Source organism: Microbacterium sp. NPDC089987, assembly GCF_044748505.1.
In the GTDB taxonomy this organism is placed as follows: domain Bacteria; phylum Actinomycetota; class Actinomycetes; order Actinomycetales; family Microbacteriaceae; genus Microbacterium.
On the sequence record NZ_JBIVGE010000001.1, the window covers coordinates 960,644 to 976,417 of the forward strand.

Consider the following 15,774-nt stretch of genomic DNA (forward strand, 5'->3'; position numbering starts at 1 on the left):
GGCGGTTCAGGCCTCCGGGTTCAGTGCGTCATAGGCGCGGAAGCGGGGTGTGAGGCGCGCGATCATCACTGCGAGGCCGATCACGAGCATCCCGCCCAGCAGCGGCGGGAACCACAGCGCGGTGAGCGTCGCCAGAGTGCCGGCGTACAGCGCCCCGAGTCGGGGGCCGCCCGCGACGACGATGATGAAGACGCCCTGCAGGCGTCCGCGCATCGCGTCGGGCACCGCGGCCTGCATCATCGTGTTGCGGTAGATCGAGCTGATGTTGTCGGCCGCTCCCGACAGGGCGAGCGCGACGCAGGCGAGAACGATGAGCGGGACGTCGGGGGAGTCCTCGGATGCCCCTGGCAGGAAAGCTCCGATGAGGAGGATGGCACCGAACAGTGCGATCGTGGCGCCGTAGGCCTGCACCGCCCTGGCGATTCCGCGGCCGTGCCAGCGGTACTGGACGATCCGGCCCGAAAACAGACTCGACGCGAACGTGCCGACCGCGACGGAGGCGGTGAGCAGGCCCGTCGTCACCGCTCCGCCGCCGAGCAGCACCGTGCCGAGCGCGGGGTAGAGGGCGAGCGGGTTGCCGAACGTCATGGCGGCGATGTCGAGCAGGTACTGGGCGCGGATGTTGCCGGCGCGGCGCAGGAAGCGCCAACCGTCGACGAGGGATGTCAGTCCCGGTCGCACGATCGCGCCCTCCGGCAGCAGAGCGGGCAGGGTCCACAGGCCCAGGAACATGCAGAGCATGAGCACAACGTCGATCGTGTATGTCCAGCCGAACCCGGTGAGCGCGACGAGCACGCCCGCCACCGCGGGCCGACCATCACGGTCAGGCCGAAGGCGACGCCGTTCAGAGCCGACGCAGCGGCGAGCTGGTTCAGCGGGATCAGGCGCGGCACGATCGCCGTGCGCGTCGCCATGCCGACCGAGTTCGCTGCGGCGATGACCATGCTCAGCCCGTACAGCCACCAGATCGTCTCGGCGCGCGTCCACGTCAGCACCGACAGCAGCACGGTCGCCGCGAACGCGACGGTCGCAGCGATAAGAGCCACGCGCCTGCGGTCGAAGGCATCGGCCAGCATCCCGCCGTAGAGCCCGGCGAGGATCATCGGCACGAGACCCGCCACCGCGATCATCGAGACGGCGAACGTGCTGCCCGTGAGCTCGAAGACGTGCAGCATCACGGTCACGATCGTGAGCTGGCCTCCGATCCCGGCAAGGGCCGAGCCGATCCACATGCGTGCGAAAGCAGGGCTGGATCGCAGCGGGGAGAGATCGATCAGGTGGGCGCGGGAGAACTGCACCCGTCGAGGCTACCGGTGCGCTTCAGGCGACCGGGATGCTGGTAAGCTGTCGAGGTTGCCGTTTGATCGGCCGCGGATAAAGAGAGCCCTCGCATTCGGCGTCGGGCACCGCGCAACAAGCAGAGAGGGGATCGAATCTATGGCACTGGAAGCAGACGTCAAGAAGGCGATCATCGAAGAGTACGCGACGCACCCCGGTGACACCGGATCCCCCGAGGTGCAGGTCGCAATGCTGACGCAGCGCATCAAGGACCTCACCGAGCACCTCAAGGCACACAAGCACGACCACCACTCGCGCCGTGGCCTGTTCCTGCTCGTCGGTCAGCGCCGTCGCCTGCTGGGTTACCTGCAGGACGTCGACATCAACCGTTACCGCTCGCTCATCGAGCGTCTCGGTCTTCGTCGATAAGGCATCGACCAGCGTTCAATCGCGCAGAACATTCTTGGAGAGCCGCCCACCGGTGTGGGCGGCTCTCGTCATACCTGCGCGACCTCGACGAGGTCGGCGTGGTGGATCGCGGCGACGTCCGGGTGCGCGCGCAGACGCGATTTCAGCGCGTTCTCGCCGTAGAGGCTGTGAATCGGGTTCGCCGGGTCCCTGGTCACGCCGCGCGCGTGCGCCGCGAGATCAGCCGGCAGCTCGATCAGCGGCAGCTTAGTGTCGAGAGCGGGGTTGAAGAAGAACGGGATCGACAGGCGATCGTGCGGCGCTCGGGGTGAGACGACGCGGTGGTTGGTCGCCTTGAGGTAGCCGTTCGTCGCGTACTCGAGCAGCTCGCCGATATTCACGACGAACGCGCCGTCGACGGGCGGTGCATCCACCCACTCGCCATCGCGCTCGACCTGCAGGCCGCCGCGTCCCGGTTCCACCCAGAGCAGGGTGAGCACGCCGCTGTCCTTGTGGGCGCCGACGCCCTGCTGAGGCTCGGGGTCGGTCGTGCCCGGGTAGCGGACGATCTTGATGAGCGTGGACGGCTCACCGAAGTGGTCGTCGAAGTACGACTCGTCGGCGCCCAGAGCCAGCGCCCAGGCGCGAAGCAGCTTGCGCGCGATGCCGGAGAGGGCGGCGTGCCACTCAGCGACCACGGCGCGCAGCTCCGGCTGCGCCTCCGGCCAGAGATTCGGTCCGATGAGACGGTTGAACCCCGGCCCGCCCGCGACCGCATCCCGCTCCGGGCCGATGTCGATCTGCTCGCGCCAGTCGACGGCGCCCTTGGTGCGCTCCCCGCCGATGCGCGTGTAACCGCGGAAGTGCGGGCTCTTCACGTTCTCGATGGCGAGCTTGTCCTCGTCGGGGAGGGCGAAGAAGTCTCGCGCGGCGCGGTGCAGCCGCTGCTCCAGGTCGGCCGGGATGCCCGTGCCGGTGAGATAGAAGAAGCCGACATCGCGGGTCGCCGCGCGCAGATCGGCGCGGAACCGCGCTGCCGAGTCGTCACCGGCATCCAGCTGTGACAGGTCGAGGATGGGAAGGGTGAGATCGGTCATGCGTCGACGCTAGGACTCGGTGCGCCGGTGTGCACGAATGTTGCCTTCTCTTACCGGGTGAGGCAGCGGCGCGAGTCGCGTGAGGGTCAGCGGCTGCGCCGCGACCCGGTGGGGTCGCTGCGGTGGTCGCTTCCCGACGTCAGCTCCGAGTCGCGGAACATCCAGTGCGGCCGCGGCTCGATCAGCGGGCGGAACAGCGCGCGCACCGGCTTCGAGGAGAGTGCGAACGCGATACCGACGGCGACCGCGATGATGAGCGGGAGCCAGATCCAGGTGGGCTGCAGCCCGCGCAGCGCTCCCGACTCGCGGAACGGGTAGAGCACGAAGGAGTGCAGCAGGTACACGTACATCGTGTACTGGCCCAGCGTGGTCCAGCTCTGCGCCCGGCGCGGCAGCAGCGCGAAGAAGCATGCGCTGAGCAGGACGGCGAGCAGGATGAGCCCGAGGCGGATGCCGCCGGCCCACCACTGCTCACGGGCGAGATCGGCGTACGAGTCGTCGTAGAACAGCCAGTGCCTGAGGTCGATGGCCTTCCAGACATCCAGCCACACCCAGCTGGCGCAGCCCCACGCCGCGAGCACCCCGACTGCGATCGCCCGCACCCACCAGGGCCGGTACTCGATGAGACGCAGTCGGCGCACCACATCCCGCTCCCTGAGCCACCACCCGAGGGTGAAGAAGAACATCAGTCCGAGCGTCCGCGAGAGCGAGAACGTGCTGTCGACGTTCGTCACGTACCCGACGCCGACGGAGATCACGAGGGCCCAGGCGAGAGGCCACCGCAGCAGGGCGAGGTAGGGGAGCACCAGGCGGAAGATGCCCAGCGCGAGCAGGAACCACAGCGTCCAGGAGGGCTTCGTGAGGTTCGGCTCCACCCTTCCCTCGACCAGCCACTTGGTGAGCGTCCACAGCCCCTCGAAGATCACGTACGGTACGAGGATGTCGGTGATCACCCGGGCCATCTGGCGCTTCGTGGGGCTTCCCGCCTTCGAGAAGTAGCCGGAGATGATCGCGAACGCCGGCATGTGGAACGCGTACACCCAGAGGTAGAAGGCGTACGAGACATCCGAGTCGTAGATCAGCCGCTGCGTTCCGTGCCCGATGACGACCAGCACGATGCACGCGAACCGCGCGTTGTCCCAGAAGGGGACTCGGCGACGCGGCCGGGCGACGGCGCCGGTCGAGGCGGTCGCGGGCGGATGCTCGGCACTGCTCATGGCACGAGGCTAGCGGTTGCGGGTTTGCGGGAATAATGTTGCCGCTTCGGCGTTCCATCAAGTACATTCAAGTGAATAGAACGGATGCCTTCGGGGGTCCGGAGTGGAGAGAGAACAGTGAACGAGCAGAGCGCGATGCAGTTCGGCATCATGTCCGTCAGCGACATCACGCAGGATCCGACGACCGGAGCCACCCCGAGCGAAGCCGAGCGCATCAAGGCGACGGCGACGATCGCCAAGCATGCCGAACAGGTCGGCCTCGACGTCTTCGCCATCGGCGAGCACCACAACCCGCCGTTCTGGTCGTCGAGCCCGACGACCTTCCTCGCCCACGTCGCCGCTCAGACCGAGCGGCTGATCGTGTCGACCTCGACGACGCTGATCACCACCAACGACCCCGTTCGCATCGCCGAGGAGTATGCGATGCTGCAGCACGTCTCGGACGGGCGCATGGATCTCATGCTCGGCCGCGGCAACACCGGCCCGGTCTACCCGTGGTTCGGCAAGGACATCCGCCAGGGGCTGCCGCTCGCGATCGAGAACTACGCCCTGCTGCGCAAGCTGTGGGACGAGGACGTCGTCGACTGGGAGGGGAAGTTCCGCACCTCCTTGCAGGGCTTCACCGCGACGCCGCGGCCGCTCGACGGGGTGGCGCCGTTCGTCTGGCACGGATCGATCCGCACGCCCGAGATCGCCGAGCAGGCCGCGTACTACGGTGACGGCTTCTTCGCGAACAACATCTTCTGGCCCAAGGAGCACTACCAGCGCCTCATCGAGCTGTACCGGCAGCGGTACGCCCACTACGGCCACGGCACGCCCGAGCAGGCCATCGTCGGCATCGGGGGACAGGTCTTCATGGCCGCCCGCTCGCAGGATGCGGTGACGCAGTTCCGCCCCTACTTCGACAACGCGCCCGTCTACGGTCACGGCCCCAGCATGGAGGACTTCACCGAGATGACGCCGCTGACCGTCGGATCGCCGCAGCAGGTCATCGACCGCTATGCGTCGATGCGCGACACGTTCGGCGACTTCCAGCGTCAGCTGTTCCTCATCGACCACGCCGGACTCCCGCTGAAGACCGTGCTCGAGCAGCTCGACATCCTGGGCGGCGAGGTCGTGCCGGTGCTGCGTCGCGAGCTCGCGAAGAACCGTCCTGAGACGGTTCCGGATGCCCCCACCCATGCCGCCCGAGTGCGCGCCGTCTACGGTGAGGGGCCTTCGCGACAGGCGCGCCCGTCGGCGAACCGCGGAGACAACCTCACCGCCGGATCCCCGTATCAGGATGCGCCGGTCGCCGCCGGTGCAGCCTTCGGCCTCGGCCGGAAGGACGCGTGACATGAGCGAGCGTCGCATCGCCGTCGTCTCCGCGGGCCTGTCCAATCCCTCATCCACCCGCATGCTGGCGGACCGCCTCGCGGCGGAGACCGCGAAGGCGCTGCGCGAGCGGGATATCGCCGTGAAGGTCGACGTGATCGAGCTGCGCGACCTCGCGCACGACATCACCAACAACCTCCTCACCGGCTTCGCCCCGCCCGCGCTGGAGACCGCGATCAACACGGTCGTGTCCGCCGATGCGCTGATCGCGGTGACGCCGATCTTCTCCACGAGCTATTCCGGGCTCTTCAAGTCGTTCATCGACGTTCTCGACCCGGATGCCCTGACGGGCAAACCCGTGCTGATCGGCGCGAACGCCGGCACCCCCCGGCATTCGCTGGCGATCGACTACGCGATCCGCCCGCTGTTCGCCTACCTGCATGCCGAGGCGGTCTCCACAGGAGTGTTCGCGGCATCCAGCGACTGGGGCGGTGCAGGAGACGAGGTCGCCCCGCTCGCCAAGCGCGTCGAGAAGGGCGCGAAGGAGCTCGCCGAGGCGATCTCCAGGCGCGGCGCTGCGGAGGTCGTCGACCCGTACGATCCCGCCACCTACCTCGGGGAGGGACGCTCATTCGGGCACATGCTCGGCGGACTCGCCGGGGAGTGAGCGCTCACGGCCGGGGCGAACCACTCGGGAGAGTGAACGGCGAAGGGCTGCGACATTCCTGTCGCAGCCCTTCGCCGTTGATTCGGAAGCAGCTCAGCCGCTCTTGCGGCGGAACTCGCGCTTCATCTGCGGCGCGTGGGTGGCATGCACGGCGGAGTCGCCGTCCAGATGCGACTCTCCGCCCCGATTGTGCGCATTCTTCTTGTCGAGCGCTTCCCTGAACTTGCGCTTCATCTCCTCGGAAGAGACTGCCTTGTCTTCGCTCATGCTCGTCAGCCTAGGCGAAGACGGCGTCGGCCGCGGGTGAACGCCTCGACTGCTACGATCGACAGTGGTGCATTCTGCGCCGCACAACTTCACATCGATTCACGGAGCGGTCGGCTGAGAAGCTGGTCCCCTGTGGTGGGTTCCTCGTCGCACATGCGCCGGGTGGTCTTCTACTGGTGGCCAGCGCAGGCGAGATCAGCGGGGATCCCCGCGCGCTTATATCTGCCCGCATCCGCTCCTTCGCGATAACTCGCGCGCCACACGGGCGAGCGAGCCTAAACAAAGAAGGAGAGACCTCTTGGAAGGTCCTGAAATCACCGCCACCGAGGCCGTTCTCGACAACGGCCGCTTCGGCACCCGCACCGTCCGCTTCGAGACCGGACGCCTCGCCCAGCAGGCTCAGGGCTCGGTCGCGGCCTACCTCGACGACGAGACCATGCTCCTGTCGGCCACCAGCGCGGGCAAGCACCCGCGCGAGGGCTTCGACTTCTTCCCGCTGACGGTCGACGTCGAGGAGCGCTCCTACGCCGCCGGCAAGATCCCCGGCTCGTTCTTCCGTCGCGAGGGCCGCCCCTCCACCGAGGCGATCCTCGTCTGCCGTCTGATCGACCGTCCGCTGCGCCCGTCGTTCGTCGACGGCCTGCGCAACGAGGTCCAGATCGTCATCACCGTGCTGTCGATCGCCCCCGGCGAGTACTACGACGCACTGGCGATCAACGCCGCCTCCGCGTCGACCCAGATCTCGGGTCTGCCGTTCTCCGGCCCGATCGCCGGTGTGCGTCTTGCGTTCATCCCCGGTCACGGCGAGCACGCCGACCAGTGGGTCGCGTTCCCCACCGCCGAGCAGGTCTCCGAGGCCGTGTTCGACCTGATCGTCGCGGGCCGCGTCGTCACCAAGGCCGACGGGTCCGAAGACGTCGCGATCATGATGGTCGAGGCCGAGGCGACGGAGGGCAGCTGGAACCTGATCAAGGCCGGCGCCACCAAGCCCAACGAGGACATCGTCGCGCAGGGTCTCGAGGCCTCCAAGCCGTTCATCGCGCAGCTGGTCAAGGCTCAGGCCGAGCTGGCCGCCACCGCATCGAAGGAGCCGGGCGTGTACCCGGTCTTCCTGCCGTACAGCGAAGAGGTTTACAGCTTCGTCGCCGACCGTGCGCACTCGCAGCTGGTGGACGTCTACCAGATCGCCGACAAGCAGGAGCGCCAGAACGCCGACGACGCGGTCAAGGACCGTGTCAAGGCTGAGCTCATCGAGGCCACCGAGGCGGGCACGCTGCCTGCCGGTGCCCCGCTGGAGTTCTCCGCGGCGTACAAGTCGGTCACCAAGAAGATCGTCCGCGGACGCATCCTCACCGAGGGTGTTCGCATGGACGGCCGCGGTCTCGCCGACATCCGCCCGCTCGACGCAGAGGTGCAGGTCATCCCGCGCGTGCACGGCTCGGCGATCTTCCAGCGCGGTGAGACCCAGATCCTGGGCGTCACCACGCTGAACATGCTCAAGATGGAGCAGCAGATCGACTCGCTGTCGCCCACCACCAGCAAGCGCTACCTGCACCACTACAACTTCCCGCCCTACTCGACCGGTGAGACCGGTCGCGTCGGGTCGCCGAAGCGTCGCGAGATCGGGCACGGCTTCCTCGCCGAGCGCGCGCTCGTGCCGGTGCTGCCCTCGCGCGAGGAGTTCCCCTACGCGATCCGCCAGGTCTCCGAGGCGCTGAGCTCCAACGGCTCCACCTCGATGGGCTCGGTCTGCGCGTCGACCCTGTCGCTGCTGAACGCCGGCGTGCCGCTGCGCGCACCCGTCGCCGGCATCGCCATGGGCCTGGTGTCCGACGAGGTCGACGGTGAGACCCGCTACGCGGCGCTCACCGACATCCTCGGCGCAGAGGACGCCCTCGGCGACATGGACTTCAAGGTCGCGGGAACCAGCGAGTTCGTCACGGCGATCCAGCTCGACACCAAGCTCGACGGCATCCCGTCGTCGGTGCTCGCCGGCGCGCTGACCCAGGCGCGCGACGCTCGCCTGACGATCCTCAACGTGCTGAACGCCGCGATCGACGCTCCCGACGAGATGGCGCCGACCGCGCCGCGCGTCATCAGCGTGCAGATCCCGGTCGACAAGATCGGCGAGCTCATCGGGCCCAAGGGCAAGACGATCAACGCCATCCAGGACGAGACGGGCGCGCAGATCTCCATCGAGGAGGACGGCACCGTCTACATCGGCGCGACCGATGGCCCGTCGGCTGAGGCCGCCCGCGCCCAGGTGAACGCGATCGCCAACCCCACCAACCCGGAGGTCGGCGAGCAGTTCCTCGGCACCGTCGTGAAGATCGCCACCTTCGGCGCCTTCGTGTCGCTGCTGCCCGGCAAGGACGGACTGCTGCACGTCACCGAGGTGCGCAAGCTCGCCGGTGGCAAGCGCGTCGAGAACGTCGACGACGTGCTCTCGGTCGGCCAGAAGATCCTGGTGAAGATCACCAAGATCGACGACCGCGGCAAGCTGTCGCTCGAGCCTGTCATCGAGGACGCCGTCGCTGAGGGCGAGTCGGAGACCGCTGAGGCGTGAGCCGTCCGGATGTCTGCTGAGCAGCATCCATGATCGAGGAACCCGGGATCGTGCGCACATCGCCGCGACCCCGGGTTCTTTCGTATCCGATGTGATCGAACCGTTACGAGAACTTCCCACGCGCGCTGCTGTCGTGACCGGAACCGGGTCTGCACTCGCCTACCCTCGAAGTACGCACCAGAGGTGCGCAGCTACGGGGGTGGCGATGTGAAGCTCTTCGGCACAGGAGCAGCCGACACGGCCGGCGCGCCGACCAGCACCGCGCCCGGCTTCGACTCGCATCCCTCTGCGCCGATCCCCGTGGTCGGACCCGGCGTCGGCGAAGGCATCCGAGTGCCGCTCGGCGAGACGGGGCTCTCGATCTTCCCGCTCATGCTCGGCGCCGCCGAGTTCGGCTGGAGCATCGATCAGCTCACCAGCAGCCATATCCTCGACCGCTACGTCGAATTCGGCGGCAACGCGGTGCACACGGCCGATGGGTTCTCGGGTGGACGCAGCGAGCACATCATCGGGCAGTGGCTTCGCGCCCGCGGCATCCGCGACCGGATCAGCCTGAGCGTGCGCGTCGGCTCTCACGCCGACAACCCCGGTCTCGGCTCGGTGAACCTCGTCCGTGCGGTCGAGGGCTCGCTGACGCGACTCGCCGTCGACTGCATCGACGTGCTGTACCTGGACGCCACGCTCGACAGCAGCTCGGTGCTGGAAGACACTCTCGCGACGGTGGAGTGGCTGCGCGATGCCGGGAAGATCCGCTCGGTGGGCGCGTTCCGCTTCCCTGCGGAGCGACTCGTCGAGGCGCGTATCCTCGCCTCGGCCGGATACCCGCGCATCGAGGTGGTCGATGAGCCCTACAACCTCGTGCGACGTGGGGGATTCGAGGGCGATCTGCGCCTGGTGGCCGGGGCTCAGAACCTCGCCGTCACGCCTTCGCACGCGCTCGAGCACGGATTCCTCTCCGGCCAGCACCGCAGCAAGTCCGCCGCCGTCGGCGTGCGGGGCGAGCAGATGAAGGGCAATCTCAACCGCCGTGGCATCCGCGTCCTGCGGGTGCTCGACCGCATCGCGGCCGAGCTGTCGGTGCCCGTCGCGGCCGTGTCGATCGCGTGGCTGCTCGCGCAGCGCACGGTGGTGGCGCCGATCGTGAACGCGTTCGCACCGCAGCACGTCGAAGAGCTCATGCAGGGCGCCGGCGTCTCGCTGCTGCGCTCGCAGGTCGCCGAGCTCACCCGCGCCGGCGAGTGAGCGCACAGACTGTGCGCATCGTGTCGCGCCTCGGCGGCGTGTCGGCGCCGTGACCTAAGCTGGAATCGCCCCACCGAGACGGCGGGGCTGAAGCGAGCGGGCAGTGACGCACTACATATATCTGGTCAGACACGGTGAACATCAGGATGCCGAGCACGGCATCGACGACGGACCTCTCTCGCCTCGAGGGCGGCGTCAGGCCGAGCTGATCGCGGATCGGCTCTCCGGGCTGCCGCTCGACGCCGTCTGGCATTCGCCGCTGCTTCGCGCGGCCGAGACCGCGCGAACGGTCGCCGCACGACTGCCCGCGGTCGACCCCGTGCCGTCCGCCCTGCTCTTCGACTGCGTGCCCAGCGGCATGAGCGAAGACGTGCCATCGGTCTACGAGCCGTTCTTCGGCTCGGTGAGCGACGCGGAGATCGAGGCGGGCTCTGCGCAGATGGCCGATGCGGTCGGCGAGTTCCTGCGACGCCGCAACGGCGACGTGCACGAGGTGCTCATCACCCACAACTTCGTCATCTCCTGGTTCGTGCGCGAGGTGCTCGGCGCGCCCGACTGGCGCTGGATGACCCTCAACCAGGCGCACTGCGGTCTCACCGTGATCGCGCAGAAGCAGGGCCGGCCGTGGACGCTGCTGAGCCACAACGATCTCGGCCACCTGCCGATGGAGCTGCGCACCGGGCTGCCCGAGGGCGCTCTGGTCTGACTCGGCGATCACCCGCCGCGTCACGAACGTGGGTCACGACGGCGGATCCGTTCATCGGGCGATTCTAGACTGGGACCATGACGACACAGGTCGCCCTCGTCGGCGGTACAGGATCACTCGGACGGATCATCCACGGGGTGATCGACCAGCTCGACGGCTTCGAGGTGCGCTCCGTGCTCGGGTCGGCGAGCGACCTCGCCGAGATCGACGGCGCCGACCTGGTCGTCGACGCGTCGACGCCGGCTGCGAGCATCGATGTCGTGCGCGCGGCCGTCGAGCGCGGCATCAACGTCCTCGTCGGGACCTCGGGGTGGTCGCAGGAGCGCATCGCGCTGGTGCGGCCTCTGGTCGAGTCCGCCGGCACCGGCGCGGTGTTCATCCCCAACTTCTCGCTGGGCTCGGCGCTGGGATCGGCGCTTGCCGCCGCCGCAGCGCCGTTCTTCCCCTCAGCGGAGATCGTCGAGGCGCATCACGAACGCAAGATCGATTCGCCCAGCGGCACTGCAGTGCGCACCGCCGAGCTGATGGTCGCCGCTCGTGAGGCGCAGGGTCCGTTCCAGGCGCCGCACGTCGACCAGCGCGCGCGAGGACAGCAGGTCGCGGGCGTGCCCGTGCACTCCCTGCGTCGGCCGGGGGTCATCGCCAAGCAGGAGGCGATCCTGTCGGGTCCTGGGGAGTCGCTGACGATCGTGCACGACACGGTCGACTCCGCAGCGGCATACGCCCCTGGCATCCGCCTGGCGGTGCCGTTCGCGCGCGATGCGCGCGGGGTCGTCGTGGGACTGGAGAACCTCGTGGACATCGGCATCCGGGCGCGCTCGTGAGCTCGCGCATCGGGGTTGCGGTGATGGGGGCGGCGCTGCTGCTCTACGTGGTCATCGCGGGCTGGCTCGCGGTGATGTTCCTACGAGTGGCGACTCCGGTCTCGATCGGGATGGCGACCGCGTTGATCGTGATCGCACCGATCGGAGCGTGGGCGCTGGTTCGAGAGGTGATGTTCGGCTTCGCAGCGGATCGGCTGGGCCGCACGCTCGATGCAGAGGGCGGGATGCCGGAGGCGCCGGAGCAGCTGGCGCCGAGCGGGCGTCTGATGCGCGACGACGTCGATCCGCTGATCTCTCGATACGGCTCGGCCGCAGAGGCGGAGCCGGACGACTGGCGCGCCCGCTACCGGCTCGGTGTGGTGCAGGATGCCGCCGGGCGGCGGAAGGATGCCAGGGCCAGCATCCGCGAGGCGATCAGGCTCTCGCGGACCCGGCCCTGACATCGGAGATATCAGGCGAGGCTGGCCTCGAGGGTGATCTCGATGCCGGCGAGCGCCTGCGAGACCGGGCATCCGGTCTTGGCGCCCTCGGCGATCTCCTGGAACTTCTCCGGAGTGAGTCCGGGGACGCTCGCATTCACGTTCAGGTGGCTGCCGGTGATGCCGGTGCCGGGCTTGAAGGTGACGGATGCCGACGTGTTCACGCGCTCGGGCGGAGTGCCGTTCTCGGCCAGGGCGTGGGAGAGCGCCATGCTGAAGCACGACGCGTGCGCGGCGGCGATGAGCTCTTCCGGGGTCGTGGTCGAGTCCGATCCTTCGCTGCGCGACTTCCAGTCGATCGGGAAGGTGCCGAGGTTCGAGCTCGAGAAGGCGACGGTGCCCGAGCCCTCCATCAGGGATCCGGTCCAGGTGGTTGCGGCTTCGCTGGTGACGGTCATGGTTCCTCCGAGAATCGCTCGTCGCATCGCAGACGCGGGTTCGCGTCGCCCGGCCAGCCTATCCAGACGGGCGCTGCGTCGGAACAGGCTTCAGGTCGATGCGCCCGCGGTCGCGAGAGGCACGCGTCGAGGCTGCGTCGAACGATGCCAGCCCATCCGAGTCCGACCCCGTGTGACGTATCGTTGCTGGCATGAGTGCAGTCGTGCCGACACCCTACGAAGACCTGCTGCGTGACGTGCTGGAATCGGGCACGCACAAGGACGACCGCACCGGCACGGGCACGACCAGCGTCTTCGGTCGGCAGATCCGCTTCGATCTCTCTCAGGGATTCCCGCTGATCACCACCAAGCGGGTGCATTTCAAGTCGATCGCGTACGAGCTGCTGTGGTTCCTCCGTGGCGACTCGAACGTGCGCTGGCTGCAGGAGAACGGGGTGACGATCTGGGACGAGTGGGCGGATGCCTCCGGTGACCTCGGCCCGGTCTACGGGGTGCAGTGGCGCTCGTGGCCCACGCCGGACGGCGGCCACATCGACCAGCTCTCCCAGGTCATCGAGCAGATCAGGGCGACTCCCGACTCGCGCCGCCTCATCGTCTCGGCGTGGAATCCCGCCGACATCCCCGACATGGCGCTCGCCCCGTGCCACGCCCTGTTCCAGTTCTACGTCGCCGACGGCAGGCTGTCGTGCCAGCTGTACCAGCGCAGCGCCGATCTGTTCCTCGGCGTCCCTTTCAACATCGCCTCGTATGCGCTGCTGACCCTCATGGTCGCGCAGCAGACCGGTCTCCAGCCGGGTGACTTCGTCTGGACCGGCGGCGACTGCCACATCTACGACAACCACATCGACCAGGTGCGCGAGCAGCTCAGCAGGGACCCGTACCCTTACCCGACCCTCGGGTTCGCGCGCACCCCGGAGTCGATCCTCGACTACCGCTACGAGGACTTCGTCGTCGAGGGATATCAGCACCACCCGGCGATCCGCGCGGCGGTGGCCGTATGACCTGGGCAGGGCTCATCTGGGCCCAGGCGCGAGGCGGCGTGATCGGCGCAGGCGGAGGGATGCCCTGGCACGTGCCCGAGGATCTCGCTCACTTCAAGGAGGTCACCTCCGGTGCGCCCGTGATCATGGGCCGACGCACCTGGGATTCGCTGCCCGAGCGCTTCCGTCCGCTGCCCGGCCGCGAGAACATCGTGATCACACGCAGTCAGGACTGGAGCGCGGAGGGCGCTCGCCGGGTCGCCGGCATCGCCGAGGCGGTGCGCGGTCAGGAGCGGGTGTGGATCATCGGGGGAGCGGAGATCTTCCGTCAGGTCATCGACGACGCCGATCGGCTCGAGGTGACCGAGCTCGACATCGAGGTCGACGGCGATGCCTACGCGCCGTCGGTCGACGGCTGGCATCTGGCAGACGAGGGGGAGTGGCAGATGTCCCGCACCGGCATCCGATACCGCTTCCTCGGATACGAGCGCTGATGCCCGTCGCACTGATCACCGGAGCCAGCGCCGGACTCGGCGCGGAGTTCGCACGGCAGCTCGCCGCGCGCCACGCAGACCTCGTGCTCGTCGCCCGCAGCGCGGACGCGCTCGAGGCGCTGGCCGAGCAGCTGCGCGACGAGCACGGCGTGCACGTCGAGGTGCTCACCGCCGATCTGGCGGACGAGGACGACGTGCAGCGCGTGGCGAAGCGCATCGCCGATGCCGACGCGCCCGTCGATCTGCTCGTCAACAACGCCGGCTTCGGTCTGCCGCTGCAGTTCGCCGACAATCCGATCGAGGACGAGGTGCGGCATCTGCGCGTGCATGTGGAGGCGTCGATGCGTCTCATGCACGCCGCGATCCGCGCCATGCGCGGCCGAGGCGGGCGGATCATCAACGTGGCATCCGTCGCCGGCTTCATCTCCCGCTCCACGTACTCCGCGTGCAAGTCGTGGCTGATCGGCTTCAGCCGGTGGGCGAACGCCGAGTACGGCCGCGACGGCGTCAGCGTGACGGCCCTGTGCCCCGGATTCACGCACACGAGCTTCCATGAGCGGATGGGGCTCACCCCGGGGCAGGAGGGCGTGCCGGCCATCATGTGGCTCGATGCGCCCCGCGTCGTGCGGGCGGGACTGCGGGACGCCGCGCTCGGCCGGCCCGTGTCGGTCCCCTCGCTGAGGTACAAGCTCATCGTCGCGCTCACGCGGGTGCTGCCCAGCCGGCTCACCTCCGGTGTCGCGCGACGCGGGCGCGTCTGACGCGCGGTGCCGACGCCAGGCACTGAAACGCTACGCTGAGAGGATGACGCACGCGGATAATCCCTTCGGACAGGTGCTCGTCGCGCTGGTCACACCGATGACCGCCGACGGCGAGGTCGACTGGCCCGCCACCGAGAAGCACATGGACCGCGTCATCAGCGACGGCGCCGACGGCATCGTCGTCACCGGCACGACCGGCGAGACCTCCACCCTCACCGACGACGAGAAGATCCGTCTCGTCGAGGTCGGAAAGGACGTCTCCGCAGGGCGCGCGAAGATCATCACCGGCGGCGGGTCCAACGAGACCGCCCATGCCATCGAGCTGTACAAGGCCAGCGAGAAGGCCGGCGCCGACGGCATCATGATCGTCACGCCCTACTACAACAAGCCCACTCAGGCGGGTATCCTGACCCACTTCCGGCTCGTGGCAGACGCGACCGACCTGCCGGTCATCCTCTACGACATCCCCGGCCGCACCGGCGTGCCGATCAAGTACGAGACGATCCTGCGCCTGGCCAAGCACCCCAACATCCTCGCGGTGAAAGACGCCAAGGGCGACTTCAGCGAGGTCAGCCGCGTGCTGAACCAGACCGACCTGATGTACTTCTCGGGGGACGACTCGAACGTCCTCCCGCACCTGTCGATCGGCGCCACCGGCATGATCGGCGTGACAGCCAACATCACCTCCGCGCCCTACCGCACGATCGTCGACGCGGTGAACCGCGGCGACCTCGCCACCGCGACCGCCGAGCACAAGCGCCTCGAGCCGCTCGTGCGCGCGGCGATGACCCACGTGCCTGGAACCGTCTCAGCCAAGTACATCCTGCACGGGCTCGGCCGCATCAACAGCCCGCGCGTGCGCCTGCCGCTGGTCGGCCCGGAGGAGTGGGAGGCCGCCGTCATCGAAGACGAGCTCGCGCTCGTCACGGGCATCGCCGGCGCCGACTTCTCGAACTTCCGCCCCGACCGCAATGCGGCCGCGGGCGGCGCACTGCCCAAGGTGCACGGCACCACCCGATGAGCGCTGCTTCGCGCTGACAACGACATGACCGGGCCTCGCCTGCCCGGCTGAGGAG

16 protein-coding genes and 1 pseudogene are annotated in these 15,774 nt (G+C 68.5%); 12 read left to right on the top strand and 5 right to left on the bottom strand.

Features of this window, described 5'->3' with window-relative positions; translation table 11 throughout:
- Positions 1–6: 6 nt before the first annotated feature.
- Positions 7–1,232: pseudogene (locus ACIPV2_RS04405) on the bottom strand (MFS transporter).
- 205 nt (positions 1,233–1,437) lie between these two features.
- On the opposite strand from ACIPV2_RS04405, the gene rpsO reads away from it, so the two are divergent.
- Positions 1,438–1,707 (top strand): 30S ribosomal protein S15, encoded by a 270-nt coding sequence (gene rpsO / locus ACIPV2_RS04410; RefSeq protein WP_071642334.1) that lies wholly within the window; start codon positions 1,438–1,440, stop codon positions 1,705–1,707.
- A 68-nt stretch (positions 1,708–1,775) separates the two neighbouring features.
- Here rpsO and ACIPV2_RS04415 read toward each other — a convergent pair whose 3' ends face one another.
- On the bottom strand, positions 1,776–2,783 hold the full coding sequence (locus tag ACIPV2_RS04415; protein WP_400838862.1) for an isopenicillin N synthase family dioxygenase: 1,008 nt from the start codon (positions 2,781–2,783) through the stop codon (positions 1,776–1,778).
- Positions 2,784–2,869: 86 nt separating this feature from the next.
- On the bottom strand, positions 2,870–4,000 hold the full coding sequence (locus tag ACIPV2_RS04420) for an acyltransferase family protein (protein WP_400838864.1): 1,131 nt from the start codon (positions 3,998–4,000) through the stop codon (positions 2,870–2,872).
- 135 nt (positions 4,001–4,135) lie between these two features.
- Between ACIPV2_RS04420 and ACIPV2_RS04425 the strand changes: the two genes are divergently transcribed.
- Positions 4,136–5,335: an LLM class flavin-dependent oxidoreductase gene (locus ACIPV2_RS04425; RefSeq protein ID WP_400839917.1), complete on the top strand. Its 1,200-nt coding sequence runs from the start codon at positions 4,136–4,138 to the stop codon at positions 5,333–5,335.
- A gap of 1 nt (position 5,336) precedes the next feature.
- On the top strand, positions 5,337–5,981 hold the full coding sequence (locus ACIPV2_RS04430) for an FMN reductase (protein ID WP_400838866.1): 645 nt from the start codon (positions 5,337–5,339) through the stop codon (positions 5,979–5,981).
- Positions 5,982–6,074: 93 nt separating this feature from the next.
- Here the strand turns inward: ACIPV2_RS04430 and ACIPV2_RS04435 are convergent, their stop codons facing one another.
- Positions 6,075–6,248 carry a DUF5302 domain-containing protein gene (locus ACIPV2_RS04435; protein ID WP_157823502.1) on the bottom strand — a complete coding sequence of 58 codons (174 nt, stop codon included), beginning with the start codon at positions 6,246–6,248 and terminating at the stop codon, positions 6,075–6,077.
- 298 nt (positions 6,249–6,546) lie between these two features.
- Between ACIPV2_RS04435 and ACIPV2_RS04440 the strand changes: the two genes are divergently transcribed.
- From ACIPV2_RS04440 to ACIPV2_RS04460, 5 genes are all read left to right on the top strand, one after another.
- A complete protein-coding gene (locus tag ACIPV2_RS04440) occupies positions 6,547–8,814 on the top strand; it encodes a polyribonucleotide nucleotidyltransferase (protein ID WP_400838868.1) in 2,268 nt (755 codons plus the stop codon).
- Between the two features lie 207 nt (positions 8,815–9,021).
- Complete coding sequence (locus ACIPV2_RS04445; RefSeq protein ID WP_400839919.1) at positions 9,022–10,056, top strand: aldo/keto reductase; 1,035 nt, start codon at positions 9,022–9,024, stop codon at positions 10,054–10,056.
- A 103-nt stretch (positions 10,057–10,159) separates the two neighbouring features.
- The gene (locus tag ACIPV2_RS04450; protein ID WP_101187025.1) at positions 10,160–10,762 is read left to right on the top strand and encodes a histidine phosphatase family protein; all 603 of its coding nucleotides are present in this window, start codon (positions 10,160–10,162) and stop codon (positions 10,760–10,762) included.
- A gap of 77 nt (positions 10,763–10,839) precedes the next feature.
- Positions 10,840–11,586 (top strand): 4-hydroxy-tetrahydrodipicolinate reductase, encoded by a 747-nt coding sequence (gene dapB, locus ACIPV2_RS04455; RefSeq protein WP_400838871.1) that lies wholly within the window; start codon positions 10,840–10,842, stop codon positions 11,584–11,586.
- Positions 11,583–12,026, top strand: a complete 444-nt coding sequence (locus tag ACIPV2_RS04460; protein WP_400838873.1) for a hypothetical protein — start codon at positions 11,583–11,585, stop codon at positions 12,024–12,026. The genes dapB and ACIPV2_RS04460 overlap by 4 nt, the downstream gene beginning before the upstream one ends.
- 11 nt (positions 12,027–12,037) lie before the next feature.
- On the opposite strand, the gene ACIPV2_RS04465 is transcribed toward ACIPV2_RS04460, so the two are convergent.
- On the bottom strand, positions 12,038–12,463 hold the full coding sequence (locus ACIPV2_RS04465; RefSeq protein ID WP_101187023.1) for an OsmC family peroxiredoxin: 426 nt from the start codon (positions 12,461–12,463) through the stop codon (positions 12,038–12,040).
- 191 nt (positions 12,464–12,654) lie between these two features.
- Between ACIPV2_RS04465 and ACIPV2_RS04470 the strand changes: the two genes are divergently transcribed.
- From ACIPV2_RS04470 to dapA, 4 genes are read left to right on the top strand one after another with little or no spacing between them, the layout of a single operon-like run.
- Positions 12,655–13,464, top strand: a complete 810-nt coding sequence (locus tag ACIPV2_RS04470) for a thymidylate synthase (protein ID WP_400838875.1) — start codon at positions 12,655–12,657, stop codon at positions 13,462–13,464.
- On the top strand, positions 13,461–13,937 hold the full coding sequence (locus ACIPV2_RS04475; protein WP_400838877.1) for a dihydrofolate reductase: 477 nt from the start codon (positions 13,461–13,463) through the stop codon (positions 13,935–13,937). Before ACIPV2_RS04470 ends, ACIPV2_RS04475 begins: the two co-directional genes overlap by 4 nt.
- A complete protein-coding gene (locus ACIPV2_RS04480; RefSeq protein ID WP_400838879.1) occupies positions 13,937–14,698 on the top strand; it encodes an SDR family NAD(P)-dependent oxidoreductase in 762 nt (253 codons plus the stop codon). The genes ACIPV2_RS04475 and ACIPV2_RS04480 overlap by 1 nt, the downstream gene beginning before the upstream one ends.
- Before the next feature lie 43 nt (positions 14,699–14,741).
- Positions 14,742–15,719, top strand: a complete 978-nt coding sequence (gene dapA / locus ACIPV2_RS04485) for a 4-hydroxy-tetrahydrodipicolinate synthase (protein WP_101187019.1) — start codon at positions 14,742–14,744, stop codon at positions 15,717–15,719.
- Positions 15,720–15,774: the final 55 nt, after the last annotated feature.

Bases quoted from the DNA above. Each gene is read 5' to 3' on its own strand.
- rpsO (WP_071642334.1), top strand. From the start codon at position 1,438: ATGGCACTGGAAGCAGACGTCAAGAAGGCGATCATCGAAGAGTACGCG.
- ACIPV2_RS04415 (WP_400838862.1), bottom strand. From the start codon at position 2,783: ATGACCGATCTCACCCTTCCCATCCTCGACCTGTCACAGCTGGATGCC.
- ACIPV2_RS04420 (WP_400838864.1), bottom strand. From the start codon at position 4,000: ATGAGCAGTGCCGAGCATCCGCCCGCGACCGCCTCGACCGGCGCCGTC.
- ACIPV2_RS04425 (WP_400839917.1), top strand. From the start codon at position 4,136: ATGCAGTTCGGCATCATGTCCGTCAGCGACATCACGCAGGATCCGACG.
- ACIPV2_RS04430 (WP_400838866.1), top strand. From the start codon at position 5,337: ATGAGCGAGCGTCGCATCGCCGTCGTCTCCGCGGGCCTGTCCAATCCC.
- ACIPV2_RS04435 (WP_157823502.1), bottom strand. From the start codon at position 6,248: ATGAGCGAAGACAAGGCAGTCTCTTCCGAGGAGATGAAGCGCAAGTTC.
- dapB (WP_400838871.1), top strand. From the start codon at position 10,840: ATGACGACACAGGTCGCCCTCGTCGGCGGTACAGGATCACTCGGACGG.
- ACIPV2_RS04465 (WP_101187023.1), bottom strand. From the start codon at position 12,463: ATGACCGTCACCAGCGAAGCCGCAACCACCTGGACCGGATCCCTGATG.
- ACIPV2_RS04470 (WP_400838875.1), top strand. From the start codon at position 12,655: ATGAGTGCAGTCGTGCCGACACCCTACGAAGACCTGCTGCGTGACGTG.
- ACIPV2_RS04475 (WP_400838877.1), top strand. From the start codon at position 13,461: ATGACCTGGGCAGGGCTCATCTGGGCCCAGGCGCGAGGCGGCGTGATC.
- ACIPV2_RS04480 (WP_400838879.1), top strand. From the start codon at position 13,937: ATGCCCGTCGCACTGATCACCGGAGCCAGCGCCGGACTCGGCGCGGAG.
- dapA (WP_101187019.1), top strand. From the start codon at position 14,742: ATGACGCACGCGGATAATCCCTTCGGACAGGTGCTCGTCGCGCTGGTC.